Here is a 22,074-nt window from a genome sequence, read left to right as displayed (position 1 = left end):
ACAACCGCATTTACCCTTATTTTTCACAAATAAGGGATCGTGTGTCCGCTAGCTGGCACCCTGCATGCAATCTTTCCAGTTCGCTCGAAAATGTTTTCTCACTAGCCTTACCCGCAGTGGAAATCAACGTTGCTGTGACATAAGCATAAATTTTCATTAGTTCGCAATTTCTCTTCGACTGCAAATCTGTCTGATCTTTACTTTATGTTACCTTGTTGATAAAACAAATTTATACATTCAAAAAAGCTATGATCCTTAGAAGATCATAGCTTTTGTTCTTGATAGAATGTATTCGCTAGCTTAGCAAATTCCTCCATGGATAAGGCTTCTCCACGTCTCGTTCCGTCAATTTCTATTTTGTCCAACATATTTGAGATGGTTTCTTTATCGTATTTGCCTTTAAAATAATTGGTTAAATTATTTCGCAACGTTTTTCTTCGTTGACTGAAACACGCTTGCACCAATTCAAAAAAATAATCCTCATTTTCAACGTAAACAGGTGGTTCATCTCGCAGTGTAAGTTTAAGTACTGCAGAGTCAACATTTGGTTGTGGCATAAACACACGCTTTGGTACCTGCATTACCACTTCAGCAGTTGTGTAATATTGAATAGCAATAGACAGTGATCCATAGCTTTTCGTACTCGGTTTCGCTGCCATTCGCTCAGCGACCTCTTTTTGAATCATAACCGTAATACTTTCTACGGGCAATTTTTCCTGTAGTAACTTTGTTAAGATTGGTGTGGTAATGTAATACGGCAGATTTGCTACGATGAATACAGGTTGACCCTCACGAAAATTAGTTTCAATAGTCTCATTGACATCTGCTAATAAAATATCCTGGTGGATAAATTGGATATTATCGTACTGATTCAAAGTATCGTTTAAAATTGGTAGTAATCGCTGATCGATTTCATAGGCTACCACCTGTTGTGCATGAAGACTCAACTGTTCCGTCAATGCACCAATCCCCGGTCCGATTTCAATAACGCCAGACTCTTTATCTACTCCAGCTAAGCGAACCATGTTCTCCATTATGTTTGGGTCGACGATAAAATTCTGTCCCAAGCTTTTTTTGAAGAAGAATTTATACTTTGCTAATATTTCTTTTGTTCGAGTTGGTGTGGCTATATATTTATTCTTGCTCATCATTTTCCTCCTGAATCACTTGCTGAATTGCTTGTTCAAACTGGGGATATGTTATTTGGAACATCGTTAATCTTTTTAATAACTGCTTTCCATTCGTGTGACCAATTTGCAGCAACGCACTTAATTTTTTTCTTCTATAGCTTGCTCTTGGACCACCAATTAAACCGTAATTCACTAAGGATTCTTTGCTAACTTCGCTTTCATTGAAATTCGCTAACTCATAAACATCTTTCAATGCTCGTTGAATCGCTTGCACAGATGCATGTTCAATCCCGATTCCATTATCATTCTTAGCACGTGCCTCATCACGAGTTAAAAAGGCATGCTTACACCCTGGTACCTGTTCGTTAATAATCGTGCGGATCCGCTCCCCTGGATAATCAGGATCAGTAAAAATAATGACTCCGCGCTTTTCCTGTGCATGTTTAATTTGCTCCAAGGTAGCTTGATTTATCGCAGACCCATTTGTTTCGATGGTATCTGCATCCACAGCCAGGCGAACTTTTGTGGTATCGTCACGTCCTTCAACAACGATTATTTCTTTTATTTTCATGTTTAATTCCTCATTCCATTTCCTAACATAAAGTGAAACTCATTCAGTGGGGTTACTAACCGTTCATGTGGGATAAATAAATAATGCTCTTACCATTCTATCATGGTAAGAGCATGTAATTCATGTATTAGTTTAAAATGGTTACCTTGACCTGTCTGCGACCAAACTGTAACGCTTTACTTCTCGTTGGAAAATGAATATCAATACGATTTCCATGGATATGTCCACCTGTATCAGCGGCAACATACTCACCGTATCCTTCAATATATACGCGAGTTCCTAGTGGGATAACATTTGGATCTACAGCAATTACATTTGCATTAGGATTAGCGTTTAAGTTAATTCCTGTTGCAGTGTATCCAGAGCAACCTGAACAGTTTGCAGTATATGCACTAGCTGACATGTATAAAACATTTCCGCTTGGTTCATTGTTTTCAGCTTCTGATTCATTTGACTCGGTACTAGCTAACGTAACTAGGTCTGTTTGTTGAACCTGTGTTCCAACTGTTACAACACGAGCTTCACTTTCTTCCGTTACTTCTTCGTGAATTAATTTTTTTCCAACCTTTTTTCCGTTTTCATACGTAACTTCATACGTCTTTACAACAGTTCCATTCTGACCTTCAGCAATGACACGTTCATCACCTTTAGCAAGCGAGCTATCCTCACGGCGCTCTGTGTCAAAAGCAACTTCTTCCGTTACTTTTATCTCTTCCTTTTTTACGCGTGTAATCATAATGGAAGTATTTGCAGTAACCTTGTCACCAAGTTTGAGATTTAATTTGTCTGGATCATTTAATGATATATTATTAGCTTTTAATAATTGCTTTACCGTTCCACCTGTAGTCCAGACCTTTTGTTTCTTGCCACCGTCATTAAGGGCAACTTGAAATGCTTTGTCGATTGTGAGTTGAAGTCCTTCAACGATCTTGTCACCTGGTTTATGTGATAACTTATCATGATTAGATAATGTCAAATTATTTTCTTCTAAAAACGCTTCAATTGTTTCAGCAAATGTATAGTATTCTTTTTCTTGTCTGTTGATTTTCACTATTACTTCTGTTGCATCTTTGTATGTAATTTTCATGCCATCTTTAATTTCTGTATCGCCTGTATGTGAAATTGAATCATGTTGACCAACTATAATTCCTACTTCTTGGAGCAGTTCATCTACTGTATTTGCATTTGTTGTCACTGTTTCTTTTTTACCATCGTTCATTACAACAACTTCAGCTTTCGTAGCTTCCATTACAATAAATGTGGAAAAAATAACAAGTGCTAAAACACCAATACTAGAAATAACCAGCTTCTGTTTCGACGCCGGCAATAGCTTTGAAATAATTTTCATGCTTCTTGCCTCCTTTAACAATCGACTTTGATTATATAAACAGATATATGTGAAGTCAAAGTATATAGGGTTACGGTTTCTTTACAGTTAGGTTACAAATAATAACCCTGTAATTTTTCATGTAAAACTAGGCCAATAAACCCAGTCATGGCAAGGGATCAACAAAAAAGCAAAAAAGAGACAGGCACGTGGCGCTGTCTCCTAAAAAAAGGAAATAATCGCTTATTTTATTACATTAATTAACGAATTTGAAAAAATCTACGAGCATTTTCAGTTGTTATGTTGCCTAGTTCTTGTAAGGAAATCTGTCGTAATTCGGCGATTTTTTCAGCAACTAATGTAACGTAACTTGGTTCATTTCGTTTCCCGCGATTCGGATGAGGAGCAAGGAATGGTGCGTCGGTTTCAATAAGTAGGCGATCTGCTGGAACTGCAACTGCCACTTCTTTCGGATCTGTGGCATTCTTAAACGTTACTGGACCACCTAATGAAATATAAAAATTCATATCTAAACATGCTTGTATATGATCAACCGTATCATTGTAACAATGCATGATTCCGCCAACTTCCTTTGCATTTTCTTCTTGTAAAATCGTAATAATATCTCCTGTTGCTTCCCGGTTATGAATAATGATTGGCATATTCACCTTTTTAGCAAGTTTAATTTGCTTTCGAAACACTTCTTTTTGAACATCTTTCGGTGATTTGTCCCAATGATAATCAAGGCCCATCTCGCCAATAGCAACTACTTTTGGATGGGATGCTAGCTCTTCAATCCATTGCAAATCATCGTCAGTCATATCAATTGCATCAACCGGATGCCACCCGACAGCTGCATAAATCGTTTCGTATTGCTCTGCGATTTCTATTGCTAGTGGAATCGTTTCACGGTCAAATCCAACAACAATCATCTGCTTGACACCAGCGTCGAATGCACGCTGAATCACTTCTTCTCGATCTTCTTCAAATTGTCTTGCATTTAAATGAACATGTGTATCAAATAACATGGAATCACTCCTTCGTAAAAAAGCCAACTCTATACACAACAATAATCGCGCATCAAGTCATTATTTTCGCGCCATTATAACGTAGAATCGCGCGACAGACTGGTGAATGCGCGAATTATATTAAGTGACGCTCGATTTTCGCTGATTATTGCGCGATTCGGTAGCGATGTCACGCGATTTGGTATAGATTTGGCATAATTTCAATTTACACTATCAACTATTCTTTTACTGAATAAAAGAAAGATCTGGCCCCGAATAATCAGAAGTCAGACCTTACCTAATTATTTTACAATTGATCCATTTGGAAGGTCTTGTTCCACTGATGCCAGTGCTAGCTTTCCATTTGCATCTTCTCCAGATAGGATCATACCTTCTGACATTTCTCCACGTAATTTTACTGGCTTCAAATTAGTTACACAGATTACTTTCTTTCCAACAAGAACTTCTGGATTGTAATGTTCTGCTATTCCTGAGATAACCTGTCGTTTTTCATTTCCCAAATCCAACTGAAGCTTTAATAGCTTATCTGCTTTTTTCATTTTCTCTGCTTTTAGTACTTCCGCTACTCGCATGTCAAGCTTCATAAAATCATCATAAGCAATAATATCTTTCGCTTCTGCTTCAACCTCAGCTTCCTGTGACGCTGGTGGCTGCATCATTTCTTTAATCGTTTGGACCTCTTGTTCAACGTCTAAACGAGGGAAAATTGGTTCACCCTTCGTTACACGCGTTCCTTCTTTGATTTGACCAAGCTCATAAATGCTATCCCATTCCATCAGGTCCTTATCAGCTACCCCAATTTGACGGAAAATTTCATGTGGTGCTTCCGTTAGAAATGGCTTTAGCATTACTGCTATTACACGAAGCGAATCAACAAGATGGGCCATTACGTTACCGAGACGCTCTTTTTGTGCATCATCTTTTGCCAAGATCCACGGCTCTGTTTCGTCAATATATTTATTGGTTCTACTAACAAGCTTCCACAATTCAGATAAAGCTACTGAAAACTGCATATTCTCAAGCGCTTCTTCCACTTCACTGATTGTATCTTTAACAAACTTCTCTAGATTCTCATCGAATTCGGTTTCCGATTTTTTATAAGCCGGAATTTCCCCATCAAAATATTTATCAATCATCGCTACGGTACGATTTAACAAATTACCTAAGTCATTCGCAAGGTCATAGTTCGTGCGTTGTACAAAACCTTCTGGTGTAAATACACCATCCGAACCAAACGGAACTTCACGCAATAGGTAGTAACGTAATGCATCTAAACCATATCGATCAATCAGTTGGATCGGATCCACAACATTACCTTTTGATTTCGACATTTTTCCATCTTTCATCAAAATCCAACCATGAGCAAAAACCTTTTTCGGCAGAGGTAAATCTAGTGCCATTAACATGATTGGCCAATAAATGGTATGGAAGCGAACAATTTCCTTACTCATTAGGTGAACATCCGCTGGCCAATACTTTTGGAACTTCTCATCATGATCCGTTCCATAGCCTAGCGCTGTAATATAGTTACTTAATGCATCAATCCAAACGTAAATAACATGTTTTGGATCACCAGATACCTTTACACCCCAGTCAAAGGATGTTCGTGATACGGCTAAATCTTCCAGTCCAGGTTTGATAAAGTTATTTAACATTTCATTTTTACGACTTTCCGGTTGGATAAATTCTGGGTGTTCATCGTAATATTTTACTAATCGATCAACATAGTTACTCATTTTAAAGAAGTACGATTCCTCACGTACTTTTTCTACTTCTTTACCACAGTCAGGACATCTTCCGTCATCTAACTGACGCTCGGTAAAAAATGATTCACACGATGTACAGTACCATCCCTCATACTGATCTAAATAGATGTCACCTTTTTCAAGCAATTGGTTAAAAATCTTTTCGACAATTTCTTTATGTCGATCTTCAGTGGTACGGATAAAATCATCGTTTGTTACTTTTAACTTTTTCCATAAGTCTTGAATTCCTTCGACAATCTCATCAACATAAGCCTGTGGCGAAACTCCTTTTTCCTCAGCTTTACGTTGAATTTTCTGACCATGTTCATCCGTTCCAGTTAAATACATCACATCATATCCGCGCATCCTTTTATACCGCGCGATTGCGTCACCAGCAACTGTCGAGTATGCGTGACCAATATGTAATTTACCGCTCGGGTAATAAATCGGTGTGGTAATATAAAATGTCTTGTTTTCATTTGCCATGGAAAATACCTCCTCTTTCCTTCCATCACTATCACGATTCATTAAGCTAAACTATATCTATTGTAGCGATTTTATCATAGAATTTCCATTATCGAATCATTGTAATCTCAAATAGGTTTAAAAACAGTAATTATTATGGTCAAAAACAAAATTTTCTCATTTATTTTTATTTTTGATAAAGAATGATTGACACTTATGGAAAACGTTGGTACTATATTGCTAGAAACATGTCGAATCTTGACGAAAAATCTTTTGCCTTGAGAAGGGAGAATGAGAAATGAAGTCTACTGGAATTGTCCGTAAGGTTGACGAGCTTGGCCGAGTAGTACTACCGATTGAGCTTAGACGAACACTAGATATTCACGAAAGAGATCCCCTTGAAATCTATGTTGATAACAACATGATTGTACTTAAAAAGTATAAGCCAAGCATGACTTGCCAGATTACTGGCGAAACCTCAGATGACAATGTACCATTAGCTAATGGCAAATTAGTGCTAAGTACTGAGGGTGCAAAGACTTTAGTAAAAGAAATACAAACAAAATTCAACGTTTAACATTAACTAACTTGATAACCACCATGTGCCAAAAGGAACGGACGCCATCGAAATGATCGTCCGTTCCTTTTTTGGCAGGTAAGTAAGTATAAATTCTTTCTTCCTGCATACGTGCAACGAATGCGTTCTAGTTTAGCGCTTTTAATTATTGTTCAATATGGTAACTTTGATAAACTTCCCGCTTCGGTAGTCCTCGTTCCACAGATACTTTCTTAATAGCATCCTTACTAGAAATACGCTCTTCTTCCATATAATGTTCGATATGCTCTACGATTGATAGATGATCCCACCATGCAGTATCTGTTTGCAATGCTTCATTATTGCTTCCTTCCACCACTATACAAAATTCACCCTTTAGCTCGGTTTGTTCAATCCATTCCATAACTTCAACTACCGAGCCACGAATATACTCTTCAAATCGTTTCGTTAATTCTCTCGCGAGTGATAATTGGCGATCTCCAAGCTGATCATAGATAGCACCCACGGTCTCTTTTAATCGATACGGTGATTCATAAAATAATAGGGTAGATTGTAACGGCTTTAATCTTTCTAGCTCTTTCTGCCTGTCTTTCTTTTTTCTTGGTAAAAAACCGTAAAATAAAAATTCGTTTGTTGGTAATCCAGATCCAATTAATGCACATAAAGCTGCATTTGCACCTGGTAAAACTACAACAGAAATATCCGCTGTAATTGCTGCCTGAGCAATATCATATCCTGGATCAGAAATCGCAGGCATTCCTGCATCACTTACAAACGCAATCGATTCACCATTTTCTAGTCTTTCTAAAAGTTGTTCACCTCGACCCTTTTTATTGTGTTCATGATAGCTAATCAGTGGAGTAGGAATCTCAAAGTGATTCAATAGCTTTTTTGTATTGCGGGTATCTTCGGCTGCAATTACGGAAACCTTTTCTAACACCTTCAGCGCACGGAACGTAATATCCTCTAAATTGCCAATTGGAGTCGGAACAATATATACAGTTCCTTTTTCACTTGTCTCAAAGCTTTTCTGTGTTTTCATCTTGTTTCCCTCCCTCCACATTTAAAATTAGCTGTTCTTTTGCCTCTCTAGAAAGCTGTTTAATTGCGTATTCTCGTTGCATAGCTTCTTCTTTTGTAGAAAAAAGTTCGACATATTTGACTTGAAAAGGGCCACGGCCGCGTGTATATTTTGCCCCTTTTCCATTTTCATGCATAGCTAAGCGACGTTTTAAATTATTTGTATATCCTGTATATAGTGTTGTATCCTTACATTTCAACATATATACAACATGCTTATGTTCTTCCATATATAATTTCCTCAGCTTCTGCTGTATACAAATTATCTTCGTTATAAATATATAATGGTGGTAAAATAGTCAGGTCTGCTTTACCATCCCGAATTCCTTCAATTAAAAGCATATTTGCATCCCGCCCTTTTTTAGGGTACACGAGCTGCATCCGCTTCGGTTCCAATTTATATTTCCGAAACAAGGATACAATGTCTACGAGTCTTCCAGGTCGGTGAACCATTGCTACCTTACCGCCTGGCCGAACATGAAGCTTGCAAGCCTTCACTACATCCTCTAACGAACAATACACTTCATGTCGCGCAATCGTTAAATAGTCATTTTTATTATGCTCCGTAGTTGCTGGTGTTTTAAAATACGGCGGATTACACGTAACAACATCAAATGTACTATGTCCTAATTTCGCGTGCATTTCCGTCAAATCTCCATGAATCATTGTAATCTGTTCATGTAAGTTATTCATTGCTATGCTACGAGTCGCCATATCGTAAAGTCTCTCTTGAATTTCAACCCCAGTTATATGTGCGTGCGACCTCCTTGACAACAACAACGGAATAACACCATTACCACTACACAAATCTAATATGGTCCCTCTTTTTATTGGCACATACGTAAAGTAACCAAGTAATACAGCATCAAGTGAAAAAGAAAATACGGTTGGACTTTGGATTATTTGCATACTATCTTCGTTAAACAAATAATCAAGTCGCTCATCATCTAATAGCTTTACCATTTTGTTAATCCTTTCAATATTATGTAGAAAATTGCACAGGCAACCATAAGAAGCCGGTATAAAAAAGCACACCGCGCCAGATTGACATTTTTGTGCACCATTTTGTATTTCGTGCGATGACATTTCTCCCGTCGGAATCCTATCGGCGATTTTTAGAAGATCATCGGCGATATTCATCAAAACTACGGCGAACTCCACCATTCTATCGGCGAAAAAAAGACTTTCATCGGCATTTACAGCATTATGTAAACACGCTTATACGTCGTTTAACCGGAAACATTGGTCATTTACCAAAACTGCTCCGTGTAAGAAAAGCTGCCCCTTTTTAGTGGACAGCTTTTTCATTACGTTATTTATTCTTATTTAAAAATAACAAGCAAAACAGGCAATCTTCATCTTGCCTAGGGCTTCCAAAATGAACGTTACATATATGAAAACCTTCTTCGTAAAGTCTTGCTAAGTTATCATACCCTTCTCCGGGTATTTCACTCTCTGCTTTCGTATCATCTGCTTTTTCTTCGTTTGATTCATTTCCATCCAAACGGTTCCGAAGATGATGATTTTCCATTGAAAGTCGATGGTTTTCTTCAAGCAGATGTCCTAAGTGATCCTTCAAATCACCTAGCTGCTCGTAAAGTTCACCTATACGTTTTTCCATATCGGATACTTGTTCAAACACTTCTCGCTTGTTCACGCCATCATACACCCCACTATTCTGTGGCTTGCGCTTTAATTATTCCTTCATCAATTAGTTCATCTAACGTATATTCGATTACACGTTCTTTTTCAGGGATTTCAATTTGGACAAGGCGCTCTAAGATGTTCATCCCAACTACTTTTCCTTTACCGAACGGTGTTGTAATCTTTTCCCCTATATCTGGTAGCTCGCGTTTTGCTGTTTCGTAATCATCATTCTCATATTTCAAACAACACATTAAACGGCCACATAATCCAGATATTTTTGCTGGGTTAAGCGATAGATTTTGATCCTTTGCCATTTTAATAGATACTGGCTCAAAGTCACCAAGGAATGTCGAACAACAAAGCATGCGCCCACACGGACCAATTCCACCTAACATTTTCGCTTCATCACGAACTCCAATTTGTCGAAGTTCAATTCTTGTTTTAAATAATGAAGCCAAGTCTTTTACCAGATTACGAAAATCAACTCGTCCATCTGCAGTGAAATAAAAAATAATTTTATTTCGGTCAAACGTGTATTCTACCTCTACTAGATTCATATCAAGGTTATGCTCAATAATTTTTTCTGTACACGTTTGGAATGCCGTTTCAGATTGTTGTTGGTTTTCCACAACAGTCATTTTATCCTTTTCGTCTGCTAAACGAATAACCTTCTTGAGAGGTAAAACAACATCCTCTTCATCGACATATTTACTAGCAATTACTACCTTACCAAATTCGATACCTCGGACCGTCTCTACGATGACATAACCATCTAACGTTACATCATGGTCTCCGGGATCAAAATAATATATTTTACCCGCTTTTTTAAAGCGGACACCAATAACTTTAATCAATCTAGATCACCTCTTTATCTGAAGTGTAAGCTGTTCCATCACTAATGTTGGATGTACATTCTGCTTCAATTTGCGTTTTGCCTGAAGAATGTTCTCTAGGATAGATAATAAATTCTCCTTTGAAAAAAACAATGCTGCATGCTCCATTGCTTCATCCTGTTTACTGTATAAAACGTACGTTTCATAATCTATATGATAGTAAAGAATATCCTTAAAGGCTAATAACAGTAAATCCAACCCTTGTTCTTGCTGTTCTCGCTCTTTAAAATGGACGAGCCATTGACTATGAATATATAAGTATACTTCTTCAGGTTTTACGATAAACATTTCTACCAATTGTACCACTAATTTTCTAGCCTGCGCAAACCACTCATCCCCATTTAAGGCAATTGCTTCATCCAGATTATTCGTTAATGCAGTAAACAAAGGAATATTCACTTCGGCGACACCAGAATCTAGCAATTTTTTTTGAAACTGCACAGGGTTAAGCGGTTGTAAATCTAATACCTGACAACGCGATCTGATTGTTGATAAAATGGACTGGCTATTCTCTGTCAGCATGATAGCCGTCGTTTCCAAATTAGGTTCTTCCAAAAATTTTAAAATTCGATTCGCTGCATTTGTTGTTAACGTATCAGCGTGTTTAATCACATATACTTTTCGAGCCGATTCCAGCCCGCTATATGTAAACTCTTTTTGTAATTCTTCGATTTGTTCCTTCTTTATCGAAAGTCCATCTGGCTCAATCCAATGAACATCAGGATGGTTGCCAGAGTCAATGCGTTTGCATTCGAGGCAATTACCGCAAGGATCTTCATCATTTTTGTTCACACAGAACAAAACCTTAGCAAGTAAACGGGCAATTGCTTCCTTCCCTGTCCCACGCTGACCATGAATTAAGTATGCATGCGAAATACGGTCTTTCTGTATACTATTGATTAAAATTTTACTCGCCAAAGGCTGTACTTCAGCAACTTCAGACCATGTCTTCATGATTTCCATCCTTATCTATATCAAACACTTTACGTATAAAGGTTAATTAATAATCCCTTAATTTCCCCGATTAGTCCAAGTAAATCAACCGTTTTCTTTTCCTGATTCATCAAGTCTTCTGTGAGCTCGACCAATTTTTCATCAATTTCTTTGACGATCGTTAGCTTTTGACTGCGACTTTCTAGCCCAAAACTGTGTGATTGCTTTAAATCTAGCCCATTGTAAACTGTTTCTTGTAGAAAACCTTTTACCATTCGCTTAAATTTTACTAAATCACGAAACGAACGAAATCGTGCAAGCTTCTCCCCTTGAACGGTAATATTTTTCATCAATTGATGTAACTCTTGAGCTTTTAGCTTGTGAGCTTGTGTTTGCACAAGACCATCAAATGATTGTTTACCTTCAAGATTCGATCGCGCTTGCTTGGTCGAAGTATCCAATTGTGAACGAAGATCTTGACTAATTTTCATAACGATTAGCCCCTTAAATTTATATCTATTGGATTATAACGGACGCAGAATCCGCTATTTGGTGAAATAACCATGATTTTCACCTGTAAGCGGACAGAGGATCCGCTATTTACTCAAAAAAGCGTTATTTACCTATGTTTCAGGCTAAATAGCGAACCTGGTGTCCGTTAACATACTGAAAAGCGTATGATTTGTAAAAATAACGGATCCTGTGTCCGGTTACCTGTTCCTTTTCTGGAAACTGACCAGTCGCCTCCGCTTTTCTTTGTCCAGCTGTGGCTCCTAGAAGCTGCCGTCATAAGCAATGAACACTTCAACGCCAAAAACCCGGCGTTTTCGGTCCCTTGCTTATGCGTCCGCTTCTGACCAGTCGCCTCCGCTTTTCTCTGTCCAGCTGCGGCTCCTAGAAGCTGCCGTCATAAGCAATGAACACTTCAACGCCAAAAACCCGGCGTTTTCGGTCCCTTGCTTATGCGTCCGCTTCTGACCAGTCGCCTCCGCTTTTCTATCTACCTAAAACTGAAAGAATGATTCGATTGGTAGGACGAATACGGTTGCGCCACCAACTTCGACTTGTACTGGCTTTGGAATATAGGAATCTGCATTTCCACCCATTGGTGAAATTGGTGCAACCATCTGTTCACGTTGTGAGCAGTTATCGCGAATAATCCCTAATGCTTCATCCAAATAATCGTCCTGACAGCCAATCATTAACGTTGTATTTCCTTCCTTTAGAAAGCCACCTGTTGTCGCAAGCTTAGTTGTTTTGAAATTTTCATCACCTAAGGCATCTACTAATCGATTGGAGTCCTTGTCTTGAACAACTGCAATAATTAACTTCATCGCAAAACCCTCCTTTGGTTTAAAGCTTTGATATAAAACGATCAATCTTTTCTAAAACCTGTGTTTTTACCTCTTCTATCGATGATTCCGCATCAATGACTTGGATGCGTTTTGGAAATTTCTTTACGAGTAACTGGTAAGCTTCGTATACTTTTTCATGGAAGTGAATTTTTTCTAAATCTAAACGATTTCTTTCTCTATCTTTATTCGCGGTAATGCGCTCTAATCCCTTTTTTGGTTCAATATCAAAAAATAATGTTAGATCAGGCATACAATTTTGGATAGCAAATTGATTAATCGTGAATACTTCTTCAATCCCAAGTCCTCTAGCATATCCCTGATAAGCTAGACTGCTATCGACAAATCGGTCACACAGTACAATTTTTCCTTGTTCTAATGCAGGAATGACTATTTCCATCAGATGCTGCCGTCTCGCAGCTGCATATAACAATGCTTCTGTACGGGGGTCCATTGCTGTATGGTCTGGATCCAAAATAATATGTCTGATTTTCTCCGCAATTTCTATTCCACCTGGTTCACGCGTCACTACTACGTTATACCCTTTTTCTGTTAATGCTTGTTCAATGGGCTGAAGAATGGATGTCTTACCAGCGCCTTCTCCACCTTCTAGCGTAATAAAAAATCCACTCACGATAATTCTTCTCCTTTAAATATAAAAATACCTTTATTTATATCAGTCATTTGTATTCGAGCACCTTGATGCATCAATTGCCTAGCAATAGCTATGTGATTTTTCGTTATTCGCTCCCCCCGCAAAATTAATGGAATTCCTGGCGGGTAAGGGATAATAGATTCAGCAGCAATAGTGCCTTCAGACGATTCTAACGGTACTTTTTCACTTGGCTGATTCTTCATTTCGATGTAATCCATCGCTAGCTTTCCTATCGGTTGAGAAAATAAATTTCCTATCTCTATTGTAGCATGCTTGTCCACTATTTTTAATTGTTCTTCGACTCTTTTTATGGAAACCCGTAAGTGATTTATTTCCGTAAAAATTCCGAGTCCATGAATAAGTAGTACTTGGTTATGTGATGCAAGTTCAGGATACATGTTCTGTTTTTCAAAAGCTTTTGAAACCTTAAATCCTGATAAACCTTGTCTAACTTGTAACGTAATCTTTAATGGATCATCTAAAGAGGAATTCGGTAGAACATCCCACAAACTGCTTTCTGCGAGAATGGATCGTACCTGGTGGACACTTTCTATAATCCTAGCAATCGTTTCATTATCTTTTGTTGCTAAAAACGATCGTGCCAAATCTAGTGAGGCCATCAATGGATAGGATGGACTACTTGACTGAAGCATTTGTAAAAAACGACTGACGTTCCGCTCCGATACAATAGAAGACTTCACATGCAAATAAGAGCTCATCGTCATACTTGGAGCCATTTTGTGCGCAGATTGAACAACTGCATCCCCACCCAACTCCAATGCAGATTCCGGAAAAGGCTTCCCGAGTGAAAAATGAACACCATGTGCCTCGTCAATTAATACAGGAATACCACGATGATGCGCATAATCAATGATTGTTTTTATGTCAAATGCTCGTCCAAAATAGTCTGGGTAGGTTAAAACAATCCCCCTGGCATCAGGATTTTCATCAATTGCTTGTTTCATAGATTGGATACACGGATTCGTATATCGATGTACCGTTTCGTCATACTCTGGCGCGACAAATATAGGTCGTGCGCCCGCCAACTCTAGGCCATTCATCACAGACTTATGACAGTTACGCTGAACAATCATTTTCTCACCAATTGAACAAACAGAGAGAATCATTGCCAAGTTACCAGCAGTACTACCACCAACTAGAAAAAAAGTGCGTTCAGCACCAAAATAATTAGCAGCAAGATCTTCCGCCTCAGCAATTACAGCTTCTGGAGCATGTAAATCATCGAGACCGGTTAATTCAGTTGCATCAATTGATAATATAGACTGAAACTTTTTCTTTGCATGTTCAGAAAAAATAGTACCATTTTTATGACCGGGCACATGAAACGAAATCGGATCATTGCTAGCAAATTCATTTAATTTTGTATAAAGTGGTGTTTCTTTATGATTTCGTTTCACTTCTATACCCCTTTTTATTTATAAAAATTCCTACTGCTCTTTTTTCGAACCTTTCCAGCTTTGTTCCTGATCGGCTACATCGGTTTCAATAATTACTTCCGTTACACCTTTTTCCTTTAAGATTTTCTTCTCTATTCCATCGCGAATTTTATCCGCTTCTGATACGGTCATATTTGCGTCAAATTCAAGCTTTAGTTCGACGTGTAGCTCGTCCCCTTCCTTCACAACCATTAGGGTACGAATATCCTTTACATGTGGTTCTGAATAGACAAGTTCACCTATCTTATCTTCCATCTCCTGATCAGCTACTCCCAAGGCACCAGCAGCATTATCAAGAAAAATTCGACCGACAACATAGAATAACATGAGGCCGATGATTACTGAAGCGTATCCTTCCGCTGAATGAAATGGCGTATAGGTGGCAATTACGATACCTATAATAGCGATAATTGCGCCAAGCATCGCAACCAAATCTTCCAAAAACACAAGCTTCGTAGCAGGTTTAGCTTTCCCCATGTTTTTAAAACTCTCTGTTACTACTTTAAACCCTGTCATTTTTTCATCAAACAAATCGTCTGTAATTTCCTTCATCGCTTTATACAAAACAACAGCTTCTAAAATCGCTGCAACCCCTAAGACCGAAATGTTTAACCAAAACCACTCGTTACCTTCAGGCGGTTCCATAATATGATGAATACCTTCTTTTACCGTTTCATAGGCCAACACACCAACAATGATAACTGCACCGAGTAACACCAAATTAACTAAACGGGCGAAACCTCCCGGGAAACGTTCAGTCGGCGCTTTTTTACTGAGAGCAGATCCGGTAAATACGAAAAACTGGTTCGCTGCATCACCAATACTGTGCATCATTTCCGCAAACATCGCCACATTGCCTGTAATAAAATATGTAATTCCTTTTATAATAGCAATAATTGTGTTCATAATACTAGCCCATAAAGCTGAACGACTTCCCTTTTTTAAAAGTCCAAATAGTTCTTTCATAATGAACTCCTTTCACTAATCTTTATCAGATGCTTTTTCGTAAATTTTACTGCCATTCAATTTTCATAGTTGAAGGAAACTGCGAACTAGTGAATGTTCATGCTTATGGTAATAACAACGTTAATTTTCGATGCGGGCAAGACTAGGAAGTAACATTTTTGAGCGTACTGGAATGATTACATGCACGCGGGAAGGCAGCTAGCGGACACACGATTCCTTATTTAAGTAAAATACGGGTAAATGCGATCGTCATCGGACTCAGGATTCCTTATTTAGGTAAAAACAGTTAAAAATTGTGTTTTTAAGTCGAATAAGGAATCGTGTGTCCGATAATCCTCAAAATAACGCTAAAAAAGGCAAATAAGGAATCCTCAGTCCGATATCAAACGGCGTCCTAGAAGTGAGGAGGTCCAGCGCAAGCCTTCGGGAAAACATAGTGTATTTCTGGAGCGATTATAATGCTCAAAATAGTTCACAGTTTACGTATATTTTTTGTTAAAAAAATTAAGCTTTAGAAAATAACCTTTCAACATATGTATCATTATGTTGTGTCATTTGTTCGTTTTCTACTCATTGAATTAAAAAATTTTGAAACAAAAAAAGCCTTTGCACAGTGCAAAAGCTTAAGATTTCTATGAATATAACCTTGGTTGATTCATATTTTTTAATTTTTGTAGGTAATAGTTATATTTCTCTTCTCTCGGTTCGGTATGAATAATGTTCTGCTCGCATTCACAGCATATAAATAGTGTGTATAAATGAATTCCTCTTTCTTTTTGCTCTTCACAAATGCCACAGCATTCCATTGCTACAGTTGATTTCATTTTCCCACCTCCGTTAGTTTAGTATCTCCTAATCTAACGAAATATATACATAGATTTTTAATCAATGAAACTTTCTTTCTTATGTATATGAGGGAAAAACAGAAATGTGTCTGTACTACACAATTAGAAAAATATGAATTGCTGTCAGCGAGGCTAATCCAAATAACCCAAGAAAACCAGCAATAGCTGTTGTAAACAGATTAATAGGTATGTGAAGGCCAATTGCGCCACCAAAAACATTTAAGAAAAATAAAAATAACACACCTATTGCCAATTTAACTATACCTTGTCCGACAAAACGCATTGGTTTAAGCGGAGCGCCAATGAATAATACGAGTACAATTAAACATACGATTACAGAAATAATGATTGTTGAACTCAAGCACATCTACTCCTTCCCTTGTCCCTTTCTACTACATATGAAAAAAAACAAGGAAAAAGAACAAGAAATGGATAGAAAAGTGGAGGCGACTGTTTAGCGACGTACAAATAGATAGGCAGGTGAAAAGTTCGGGGAACCTTCCGCACGTTCATCCTGACTAACTATTTGCTAGGCGCTAGGAGCCACAGCTGGATCAAGAAAAGTGGAGTGGGCTTGCCCAGCGACGACAAGCGTAAGTAAGAGACCGCAGAGCACTGAACTTGTGCTCGAAGTGTCTATTGCTTACGTCTCGAGTCGCTAGCCCACGTAGCTAGACAAAGAAAAGTGAAGACGACATTGAATCACGTTGCAGTATGCGGACACAGAAGCTGCTATTTCCATTAATTTACCTATTTTTAAGCACGAAACGGACACCAGGTGCGCTATTTACGTAAAAAGGCACCGGAATGATTGCTTTTTAACAAATTAACGAACCTAATGTCCGCGAGCATCAACAATTACCCCATTTTCACACAAATAGCGGCTCTGGTGTCCGTAACCACGCAAAGATCGCATATTAATCGTATCGAATAGCACTTATTTTTCGATGCCTTGCTTCACGTAACAAAAATAAATATTTTGCTTGTGCAAATTTTTCCCGGTAAATAGCATTGGTTGTTGGCTCAATGCTTTGTGCCACAATCGATTCGATTGTTTTCCAGTCTCTTTCTAAAATAAATATGGTATCAAGCAATTCTTCATCCACATGCTTTTTCTTTATTTTTCTCCCCATGCTTTCACCTAATTTCTACAATTCTCTTCGTCCCTCTAACGCTTTTGATAGCGTTACTTCATCTGCATATTCCAGGTCACCGCCTACAGGCAATCCATGAGCAATTCGCGTCGTACGAATGCCTGATGGTCGAACCAGACGTGAAATATACATCGCAGTTGCTTCCCCTTCGATGTTTGGGTTTGTAGCAAGAATTAGTTCGTCTACGTCTTCATCTTTTAGACGATTAATTAAATCAGGTACATTGATATCTTCAGGTCCTATACCGTCCATTGGTGAAATAGCACCGTGGAGCACATGATATTTACCCCTGAATTCTTTCATTTTTTCCATTGCAATAACATCTTTTGGATCCTGTACCACACAAATGATCGATTGATCGCGTGATTCATCCGAACAAATCGAGCATGGGTCCTGGTCGGTTATATGTCCGCAAATCGAACAATGTGTTAGCTCACGCTTTGCATTCACTAATGCATTCGCAAAATTAAGTACATCATCGTCCTTCATATTCAAAACAAAAAATGCCAGCCGGACTGCTGTTTTGGGTCCAATCCCTGGCAATTTTGTGAAGCTGTCAATCAGTTTAGAAATCGGTTCTGGATAATACATTCATGTGCCTCCTAGAACATTCCTCCAGGCATACCTTTTGTGAATTGTCCCATCGTTTCATTTGTTTTATCTTCAATTTGCTTTAATACGTCGTTTGTTGCAGCAAGAATTAAATCTTGAAGCATATCTACATCATCAGGATCTACAACTTCTTCTTTAATTTGAACGTCTATAATTTCTTTTTTACCGTTTGCTGCTACAGTTACCATTCCACCGCCAGCAGTTGCTTCAAACGTCATTTCATGTAGCTCATCCTGTGCTTTCATCATTTTCTTTTGCATTTTCTGCATTTGTTTCATCATGTTTCCCATGTTACCTTTCATGTGTACATCCTCCTATATTGTTTTAATCTTTTATTTCTAACAGACCATCGCCAACCAATTTACGCGCTTCCTCAATTAATGGATCAGCCGTTTCTTCTTGCTGATTGGTTGTGTTATCTTGTTTGTTAATATATTCATTTCGTAACTCTTGCCAATTACTCTCCGGAATAGGGATAATGGTTAGTTCCTTACCAATTGACTTGGTTAGAACGGATTCGACGGTCTCCCGATTATCTAGGAATAATGAGCAATGGATCTCATATTTAAACGCAACAACTAGTGCTTTATCTGATGCTGCAGCAGGCTTACTATCTTGTATAGTCGCATGAGCGGGTGCATTTGTCATCTTTAGTGCATTTAAGAATGATGCCCACTGTGAGTGAACATGCTTTAACGATGCCTTTTCAGCTTCCTGCAATACGTGACGGATCTTTTCATATGGTGTCTTGTAACCATTCCTTGATCCTCTTGGTTGTACCCGTCTAGTCTCTTTTACAGGCGCTTGTGCAGTTGCTGCGGCTTGATTAATAACCTTCTGCAATTCTTTTTCAAGCATCTCCACTTTACTCGTCAGCTTTTGAACCGCCTCATCATTCACCGAGGAGTTAGCTACTGTTGCACCTTCAACCGCTGTTTGACCGTTTGTTGCCAAACTCAATATAGCAATTTCGATGAAAACTTTTGGACTGTTACTCCATTTAATTTCCTGCTGACATTGATTCAACTGCATAATTGCTTGTTGAATCCAATCAACTGTAACAAGCTCTGACAACGCTTTAAAACGATCATCGATCATCGCCCGTTCTAAGATTCCTTCTAACGATGGCGCGCTTTGATACAGCAGTAAGTCACGCAGGAAGTAAATAAGATCGAAAACAAACCTACCTGGATCTTTTCCATTTTGAATTATTTCGTCTAACAATTGTAATGCAGCTTGAACCTCTTGTTTGTACATTTTTTCAACAATATCTGTAAGTACTTGCTGCGAAACTCCACCTGTTACAGCAAGGACGTCCTGTAATGTTACACTTTCACCACTATACGATATTGCCTGATCAAGAATACTTAACGCATCACGCATACCACCCTCAGCAGCCAATGCTACCGTTTCAAGTGCATCAGGCGATACAGAGATTTCTTCCTGATCCATAATCGTATTCATACGTTCGACGATTGCTTGACTAGAAATTGGTTTAAAGTCAAAACGCTGGCAACGTGAAATAATCGTAAGTGGAATTTTATGTGGCTCTGTCGTTGCTAAAATAAATACTACGTGCTTTGGTGGCTCTTCCAGCGTTTTTAACAATGCATTAAACGCACTAACAGATATCATGTGAACCTCATCAATAATGTACACTTTGTAGGGAACAACACTTGATGCATATTTTACTTTGTCTCGAATTTCGCGAATATCCTCAACGCTAGTATGTGATGCCGCATCCATTTCAATTATATCGGAAATGGAGCCGTCTTGAATTCCACGACAAGCCGCACACTCATTACAAGGCTCACGAACAGGTGCTTTCTCACAGTTAATTGTTTTTGCAAAAATTTTTGCAGCACTCGTTTTTCCGGTACCACGTGGTCCAGAAAAAAGATAAGCATGCGAAAACTTTTCCTGTTCAATCGCATTTTGCAATGTACGTGTGATATGTGATTGTCCCACAACATCCGTAAAATTCTTCGGACGCCATACGCGATATAATGCTTGATAGCTCATAATGGCTGTACCCCTTTGTTATTTCAATCTAATTATACCCGAATTTGGGGGTGAATGTGAACCATAGTGATAACAAATATAAAAAGTCTTTGCCAGTTGCTCTGACAAAGACTTTACTTACCGTTTATGTATACCGTGCACCTACCATCGATATGACAGCCCTATGCGTTACGTAAGTTCATGGCTCGGCCTAGGCTTCCCCGCGGCACACAGAAATGATCACTTACTGCTGCTTCCTTCCGGACCTGACAGGATTCATGAGTTTCTGTTGCGCAGGACCTAAACGTCAACACCAATCCCTTACGGCAGACCATAAAGCTGTCACACCTCAGATAGGAATTCGGTCTCGCTATAGCGGATTGCGAGTACAGGGCACCGCTACCTCCCCACTTAGCACGGCAAAGTCCATTATACGGTTTTTTATGGGAAAATGCAACCTGTACACCCAAGAGAAACATATGGAAACTCGATAAAAAACTACCTTAAATTGCGTTTCCTCATTCGTAATTCTTTAAAAAAATTGGTCAATAACCGACTACACTCTTCCTCTAGCACACCACCTTCAAGCTCTACCTGGTGATTAAAACGAGGGTTTTCCAACAAATTCATCAACGATCCAGCACACCCTGCTTTTGGATCGAATGCTCCAAATACGACACGTTTGATTCTTGACTGAACAATCGCTCCCGCACACATCGGACATGGCTCTAGCGTCACATACAGGGTACAATCTTCTAATCGCCAACTGCCAATTTTTTCATTCGCCTCCTGAATTGCAATTAATTCAGCATGCGATAAAGTGGTTTGTTCCGTTTCACGGATATTGTATCCTCTCGCGATTACTTCATTTTGAAAAACAATTACTGCACCAATGGGCACTTCATTTTTTTCTTTAGCTAAATTGGCTTGATTTATTGCTTCTTTCATAAATAGCTCATCCATGATTCGAACACCACCTGGTTTTAAAAATTTTGTTTAGGAAAAGATTAATATAGAAATAAAAAAAGGAGAATATGTATGGAATCAAACCTACAACATACAGCCGTAGTTTTCATTGATATTATAAATGATTTTAATTTCGATCGTGGAGAAAAACTACTGGAACATACGGAAGAAATTTTACCACACCTTCAGCGGTTGAAGAAATTTGCTAAGGATAATGATCTTCCCACCATTTATGTTAACGACCATTACGATACATGGAACGCAGATTTTGAAGCGCTCATTAATTTTTGTGAGAATGATCAAAATCAAGACATTATGAAAGCAATGAGACCTGATTCAAAGGATTATTTTTTAATAAAACCAAAGCATTCCGCTTTTTTTCAAACACCTTTACAATCGTTATTGCATGAACTCGGTATAAATAGACTTATTTTAGCAGGTATTGCCGGTGACATATGTATCCTGTTTACAGCAAAGGATGCCTATATGTACGAATATGCTCTCGAGATACCAGAAAACTGTACGGCTTCAAATGAAAAACAAGGCAATGAATACGCATTATATTTAATGCGCTCGGTTATGAATGCAAATACAGATCCTATTTAAGTCCGCTGAACAGTCGCTTCCGCTTTTCTCTGTCTAGCTGCGGCTCCTAGAAGCTGTCGTCATAAGCAATGAACACTTCAACGCC

Annotated in this window: 25 protein-coding genes and 1 other RNA gene; 2 read left to right on the top strand and 24 right to left on the bottom strand. The window is 38.4% G+C overall.

Annotated features, from left to right (window positions below; translation table 11 throughout):
* Positions 1–263: 263 nt before the first annotated feature.
* The 5 genes from rsmA to metG form a co-directional block, all read right to left on the bottom strand.
* Positions 264–1,148 carry a 16S rRNA (adenine(1518)-N(6)/adenine(1519)-N(6))-dimethyltransferase RsmA gene (gene rsmA, locus ACY9Z2_RS18560; RefSeq protein ID WP_463611166.1) on the bottom strand — a complete coding sequence of 295 codons (885 nt, stop codon included), beginning with the start codon at positions 1,146–1,148 and terminating at the stop codon, positions 264–266.
* Positions 1,135–1,701, bottom strand: a complete 567-nt coding sequence (gene rnmV / locus ACY9Z2_RS18555) for a ribonuclease M5 (RefSeq protein WP_463611165.1) — start codon at positions 1,699–1,701, stop codon at positions 1,135–1,137. Before rnmV ends, rsmA begins: the two co-directional genes overlap by 14 nt.
* Before the next feature lie 127 nt (positions 1,702–1,828).
* The gene (locus tag ACY9Z2_RS18550) at positions 1,829–3,049 is read right to left on the bottom strand and encodes a resuscitation-promoting factor (RefSeq protein WP_463611164.1); all 1,221 of its coding nucleotides are present in this window, start codon (positions 3,047–3,049) and stop codon (positions 1,829–1,831) included.
* Positions 3,050–3,288: 239 nt separating this feature from the next.
* Positions 3,289–4,056 (bottom strand): TatD family hydrolase, encoded by a 768-nt coding sequence (locus tag ACY9Z2_RS18545; protein ID WP_463611163.1) that lies wholly within the window; start codon positions 4,054–4,056, stop codon positions 3,289–3,291.
* 281 nt (positions 4,057–4,337) lie between these two features.
* Positions 4,338–6,287: a methionine--tRNA ligase gene (gene metG / locus ACY9Z2_RS18540; protein WP_463611162.1), complete on the bottom strand. Its 1,950-nt coding sequence runs from the start codon at positions 6,285–6,287 to the stop codon at positions 4,338–4,340.
* Between the two features lie 277 nt (positions 6,288–6,564).
* Between metG and abrB the strand changes: the two genes are divergently transcribed.
* Positions 6,565–6,843, top strand: coding sequence for a transition state genes transcriptional regulator AbrB (gene abrB, locus ACY9Z2_RS18535; RefSeq protein ID WP_463611161.1), 279 nt, complete (start codon positions 6,565–6,567; stop codon positions 6,841–6,843).
* A gap of 145 nt (positions 6,844–6,988) precedes the next feature.
* Here abrB and rsmI read toward each other — a convergent pair whose 3' ends face one another.
* From rsmI to tadA, 19 genes are all read right to left on the bottom strand, one after another.
* Complete coding sequence (gene rsmI / locus ACY9Z2_RS18530; protein ID WP_463611160.1) at positions 6,989–7,864, bottom strand: 16S rRNA (cytidine(1402)-2'-O)-methyltransferase; 876 nt, start codon at positions 7,862–7,864, stop codon at positions 6,989–6,991.
* Positions 7,842–8,132: a GIY-YIG nuclease family protein gene (locus tag ACY9Z2_RS18525; RefSeq protein ID WP_463611159.1), complete on the bottom strand. Its 291-nt coding sequence runs from the start codon at positions 8,130–8,132 to the stop codon at positions 7,842–7,844. Before ACY9Z2_RS18525 ends, rsmI begins: the two co-directional genes overlap by 23 nt.
* Positions 8,119–8,865: a tRNA1(Val) (adenine(37)-N6)-methyltransferase gene (locus ACY9Z2_RS18520; protein ID WP_463611158.1), complete on the bottom strand. Its 747-nt coding sequence runs from the start codon at positions 8,863–8,865 to the stop codon at positions 8,119–8,121. Before ACY9Z2_RS18520 ends, ACY9Z2_RS18525 begins: the two co-directional genes overlap by 14 nt.
* Before the next feature lie 349 nt (positions 8,866–9,214).
* Entirely contained in the window at positions 9,215–9,559 is a 345-nt protein-coding gene (yabA, locus tag ACY9Z2_RS18515; RefSeq protein WP_463611157.1) for a DNA replication initiation control protein YabA, read from the bottom strand.
* A 16-nt stretch (positions 9,560–9,575) separates the two neighbouring features.
* Positions 9,576–10,403: a PSP1 domain-containing protein gene (locus ACY9Z2_RS18510; RefSeq protein WP_463611156.1), complete on the bottom strand. Its 828-nt coding sequence runs from the start codon at positions 10,401–10,403 to the stop codon at positions 9,576–9,578.
* 6 nt (positions 10,404–10,409) lie between these two features.
* Positions 10,410–11,396 (bottom strand): DNA polymerase III subunit delta', encoded by a 987-nt coding sequence (gene holB, locus ACY9Z2_RS18505; RefSeq protein WP_463611155.1) that lies wholly within the window; start codon positions 11,394–11,396, stop codon positions 10,410–10,412.
* 29 nt (positions 11,397–11,425) lie between these two features.
* Positions 11,426–11,866: a YaaR family protein gene (locus ACY9Z2_RS18500; protein WP_463611154.1), complete on the bottom strand. Its 441-nt coding sequence runs from the start codon at positions 11,864–11,866 to the stop codon at positions 11,426–11,428.
* 513 nt (positions 11,867–12,379) lie between these two features.
* The gene (gene darA / locus ACY9Z2_RS18495; protein WP_463611153.1) at positions 12,380–12,709 is read right to left on the bottom strand and encodes a cyclic di-AMP receptor DarA; all 330 of its coding nucleotides are present in this window, start codon (positions 12,707–12,709) and stop codon (positions 12,380–12,382) included.
* 19 nt (positions 12,710–12,728) lie between these two features.
* The gene (gene tmk / locus ACY9Z2_RS18490; RefSeq protein WP_463611152.1) at positions 12,729–13,361 is read right to left on the bottom strand and encodes a dTMP kinase; all 633 of its coding nucleotides are present in this window, start codon (positions 13,359–13,361) and stop codon (positions 12,729–12,731) included.
* A complete protein-coding gene (locus tag ACY9Z2_RS18485; RefSeq protein ID WP_463611151.1) occupies positions 13,358–14,800 on the bottom strand; it encodes an aminotransferase class I/II-fold pyridoxal phosphate-dependent enzyme in 1,443 nt (480 codons plus the stop codon). The genes tmk and ACY9Z2_RS18485 overlap by 4 nt, the downstream gene beginning before the upstream one ends.
* A 30-nt stretch (positions 14,801–14,830) precedes the next feature.
* Positions 14,831–15,805 carry a cation diffusion facilitator family transporter gene (locus tag ACY9Z2_RS18480; protein WP_463611150.1) on the bottom strand — a complete coding sequence of 325 codons (975 nt, stop codon included), beginning with the start codon at positions 15,803–15,805 and terminating at the stop codon, positions 14,831–14,833.
* 632 nt (positions 15,806–16,437) lie between these two features.
* A complete protein-coding gene (locus ACY9Z2_RS18475; RefSeq protein ID WP_463611149.1) occupies positions 16,438–16,629 on the bottom strand; it encodes a sigma factor G inhibitor Gin in 192 nt (63 codons plus the stop codon).
* Positions 16,630–16,744: 115 nt separating this feature from the next.
* On the bottom strand, positions 16,745–17,011 hold the full coding sequence (locus ACY9Z2_RS18470; RefSeq protein WP_463611148.1) for a pro-sigmaK processing inhibitor BofA family protein: 267 nt from the start codon (positions 17,009–17,011) through the stop codon (positions 16,745–16,747).
* A gap of 556 nt (positions 17,012–17,567) precedes the next feature.
* On the bottom strand, positions 17,568–17,783 hold the full coding sequence (locus tag ACY9Z2_RS18465; RefSeq protein WP_463611147.1) for a YaaL family protein: 216 nt from the start codon (positions 17,781–17,783) through the stop codon (positions 17,568–17,570).
* A gap of 15 nt (positions 17,784–17,798) precedes the next feature.
* Complete coding sequence (gene recR / locus ACY9Z2_RS18460; RefSeq protein ID WP_463611146.1) at positions 17,799–18,395, bottom strand: recombination mediator RecR; 597 nt, start codon at positions 18,393–18,395, stop codon at positions 17,799–17,801.
* A gap of 11 nt (positions 18,396–18,406) precedes the next feature.
* Entirely contained in the window at positions 18,407–18,718 is a 312-nt protein-coding gene (locus ACY9Z2_RS18455; protein ID WP_463611145.1) for a YbaB/EbfC family nucleoid-associated protein, read from the bottom strand.
* Positions 18,719–18,740: 22 nt separating this feature from the next.
* A complete protein-coding gene (dnaX, locus tag ACY9Z2_RS18450; protein ID WP_463611144.1) occupies positions 18,741–20,438 on the bottom strand; it encodes a DNA polymerase III subunit gamma/tau in 1,698 nt (565 codons plus the stop codon).
* A gap of 133 nt (positions 20,439–20,571) precedes the next feature.
* Positions 20,572–20,837: signal recognition particle sRNA large type (ffs, locus tag ACY9Z2_RS18445), an RNA gene on the bottom strand.
* 78 nt (positions 20,838–20,915) lie between these two features.
* Entirely contained in the window at positions 20,916–21,380 is a 465-nt protein-coding gene (tadA, locus tag ACY9Z2_RS18440; RefSeq protein WP_463611143.1) for a tRNA adenosine(34) deaminase TadA, read from the bottom strand.
* Between the two features lie 75 nt (positions 21,381–21,455).
* Between tadA and ACY9Z2_RS18435 the strand changes: the two genes are divergently transcribed.
* Positions 21,456–21,989 (top strand): cysteine hydrolase family protein, encoded by a 534-nt coding sequence (locus ACY9Z2_RS18435; RefSeq protein WP_463611142.1) that lies wholly within the window; start codon positions 21,456–21,458, stop codon positions 21,987–21,989.
* Positions 21,990–22,074: the final 85 nt, after the last annotated feature.

The organism is Virgibacillus sp. GM2-2 (assembly GCF_055329585.1).
This window is presented reverse-complemented; position numbering and strand designations above follow the sequence as displayed.

Excerpts from the sequence above, each read along its gene's own strand:
- tadA (WP_463611143.1), bottom strand. The coding sequence starts at position 21,380 with ATGGATGAGCTATTTATGAAAGAAGCAATAAATCAAGCCAATTTAGCT.
- ACY9Z2_RS18475 (WP_463611149.1), bottom strand. The coding sequence starts at position 16,629 with ATGAAATCAACTGTAGCAATGGAATGCTGTGGCATTTGTGAAGAGCAA.
- ACY9Z2_RS18480 (WP_463611150.1), bottom strand. The coding sequence starts at position 15,805 with ATGAAAGAACTATTTGGACTTTTAAAAAAGGGAAGTCGTTCAGCTTTA.
- abrB (WP_463611161.1), top strand. The coding sequence starts at position 6,565 with ATGAAGTCTACTGGAATTGTCCGTAAGGTTGACGAGCTTGGCCGAGTA.
- metG (WP_463611162.1), bottom strand. The coding sequence starts at position 6,287 with ATGGCAAATGAAAACAAGACATTTTATATTACCACACCGATTTATTAC.
- ACY9Z2_RS18525 (WP_463611159.1), bottom strand. The coding sequence starts at position 8,132 with ATGGAAGAACATAAGCATGTTGTATATATGTTGAAATGTAAGGATACA.
- ACY9Z2_RS18465 (WP_463611147.1), bottom strand. The coding sequence starts at position 17,783 with ATGGGGAGAAAAATAAAGAAAAAGCATGTGGATGAAGAATTGCTTGAT.
- ACY9Z2_RS18550 (WP_463611164.1), bottom strand. The coding sequence starts at position 3,049 with ATGAAAATTATTTCAAAGCTATTGCCGGCGTCGAAACAGAAGCTGGTT.
- rsmI (WP_463611160.1), bottom strand. The coding sequence starts at position 7,864 with ATGAAAACACAGAAAAGCTTTGAGACAAGTGAAAAAGGAACTGTATAT.
- ACY9Z2_RS18500 (WP_463611154.1), bottom strand. The coding sequence starts at position 11,866 with ATGAAAATTAGTCAAGATCTTCGTTCACAATTGGATACTTCGACCAAG.
- ACY9Z2_RS18455 (WP_463611145.1), bottom strand. The coding sequence starts at position 18,718 with ATGAAAGGTAACATGGGAAACATGATGAAACAAATGCAGAAAATGCAA.
- darA (WP_463611153.1), bottom strand. The coding sequence starts at position 12,709 with ATGAAGTTAATTATTGCAGTTGTTCAAGACAAGGACTCCAATCGATTA.
- holB (WP_463611155.1), bottom strand. The coding sequence starts at position 11,396 with ATGAAGACATGGTCTGAAGTTGCTGAAGTACAGCCTTTGGCGAGTAAA.
- recR (WP_463611146.1), bottom strand. The coding sequence starts at position 18,395 with ATGTATTATCCAGAACCGATTTCTAAACTGATTGACAGCTTCACAAAA.
- dnaX (WP_463611144.1), bottom strand. The coding sequence starts at position 20,438 with ATGAGCTATCAAGCATTATATCGCGTATGGCGTCCGAAGAATTTTACG.
- ACY9Z2_RS18545 (WP_463611163.1), bottom strand. The coding sequence starts at position 4,056 with ATGTTATTTGATACACATGTTCATTTAAATGCAAGACAATTTGAAGAA.
- rnmV (WP_463611165.1), bottom strand. The coding sequence starts at position 1,701 with ATGAAAATAAAAGAAATAATCGTTGTTGAAGGACGTGACGATACCACA.
- ACY9Z2_RS18435 (WP_463611142.1), top strand. The coding sequence starts at position 21,456 with ATGGAATCAAACCTACAACATACAGCCGTAGTTTTCATTGATATTATA.
- rsmA (WP_463611166.1), bottom strand. The coding sequence starts at position 1,148 with ATGAGCAAGAATAAATATATAGCCACACCAACTCGAACAAAAGAAATA.
- ACY9Z2_RS18520 (WP_463611158.1), bottom strand. The coding sequence starts at position 8,865 with ATGGTAAAGCTATTAGATGATGAGCGACTTGATTATTTGTTTAACGAA.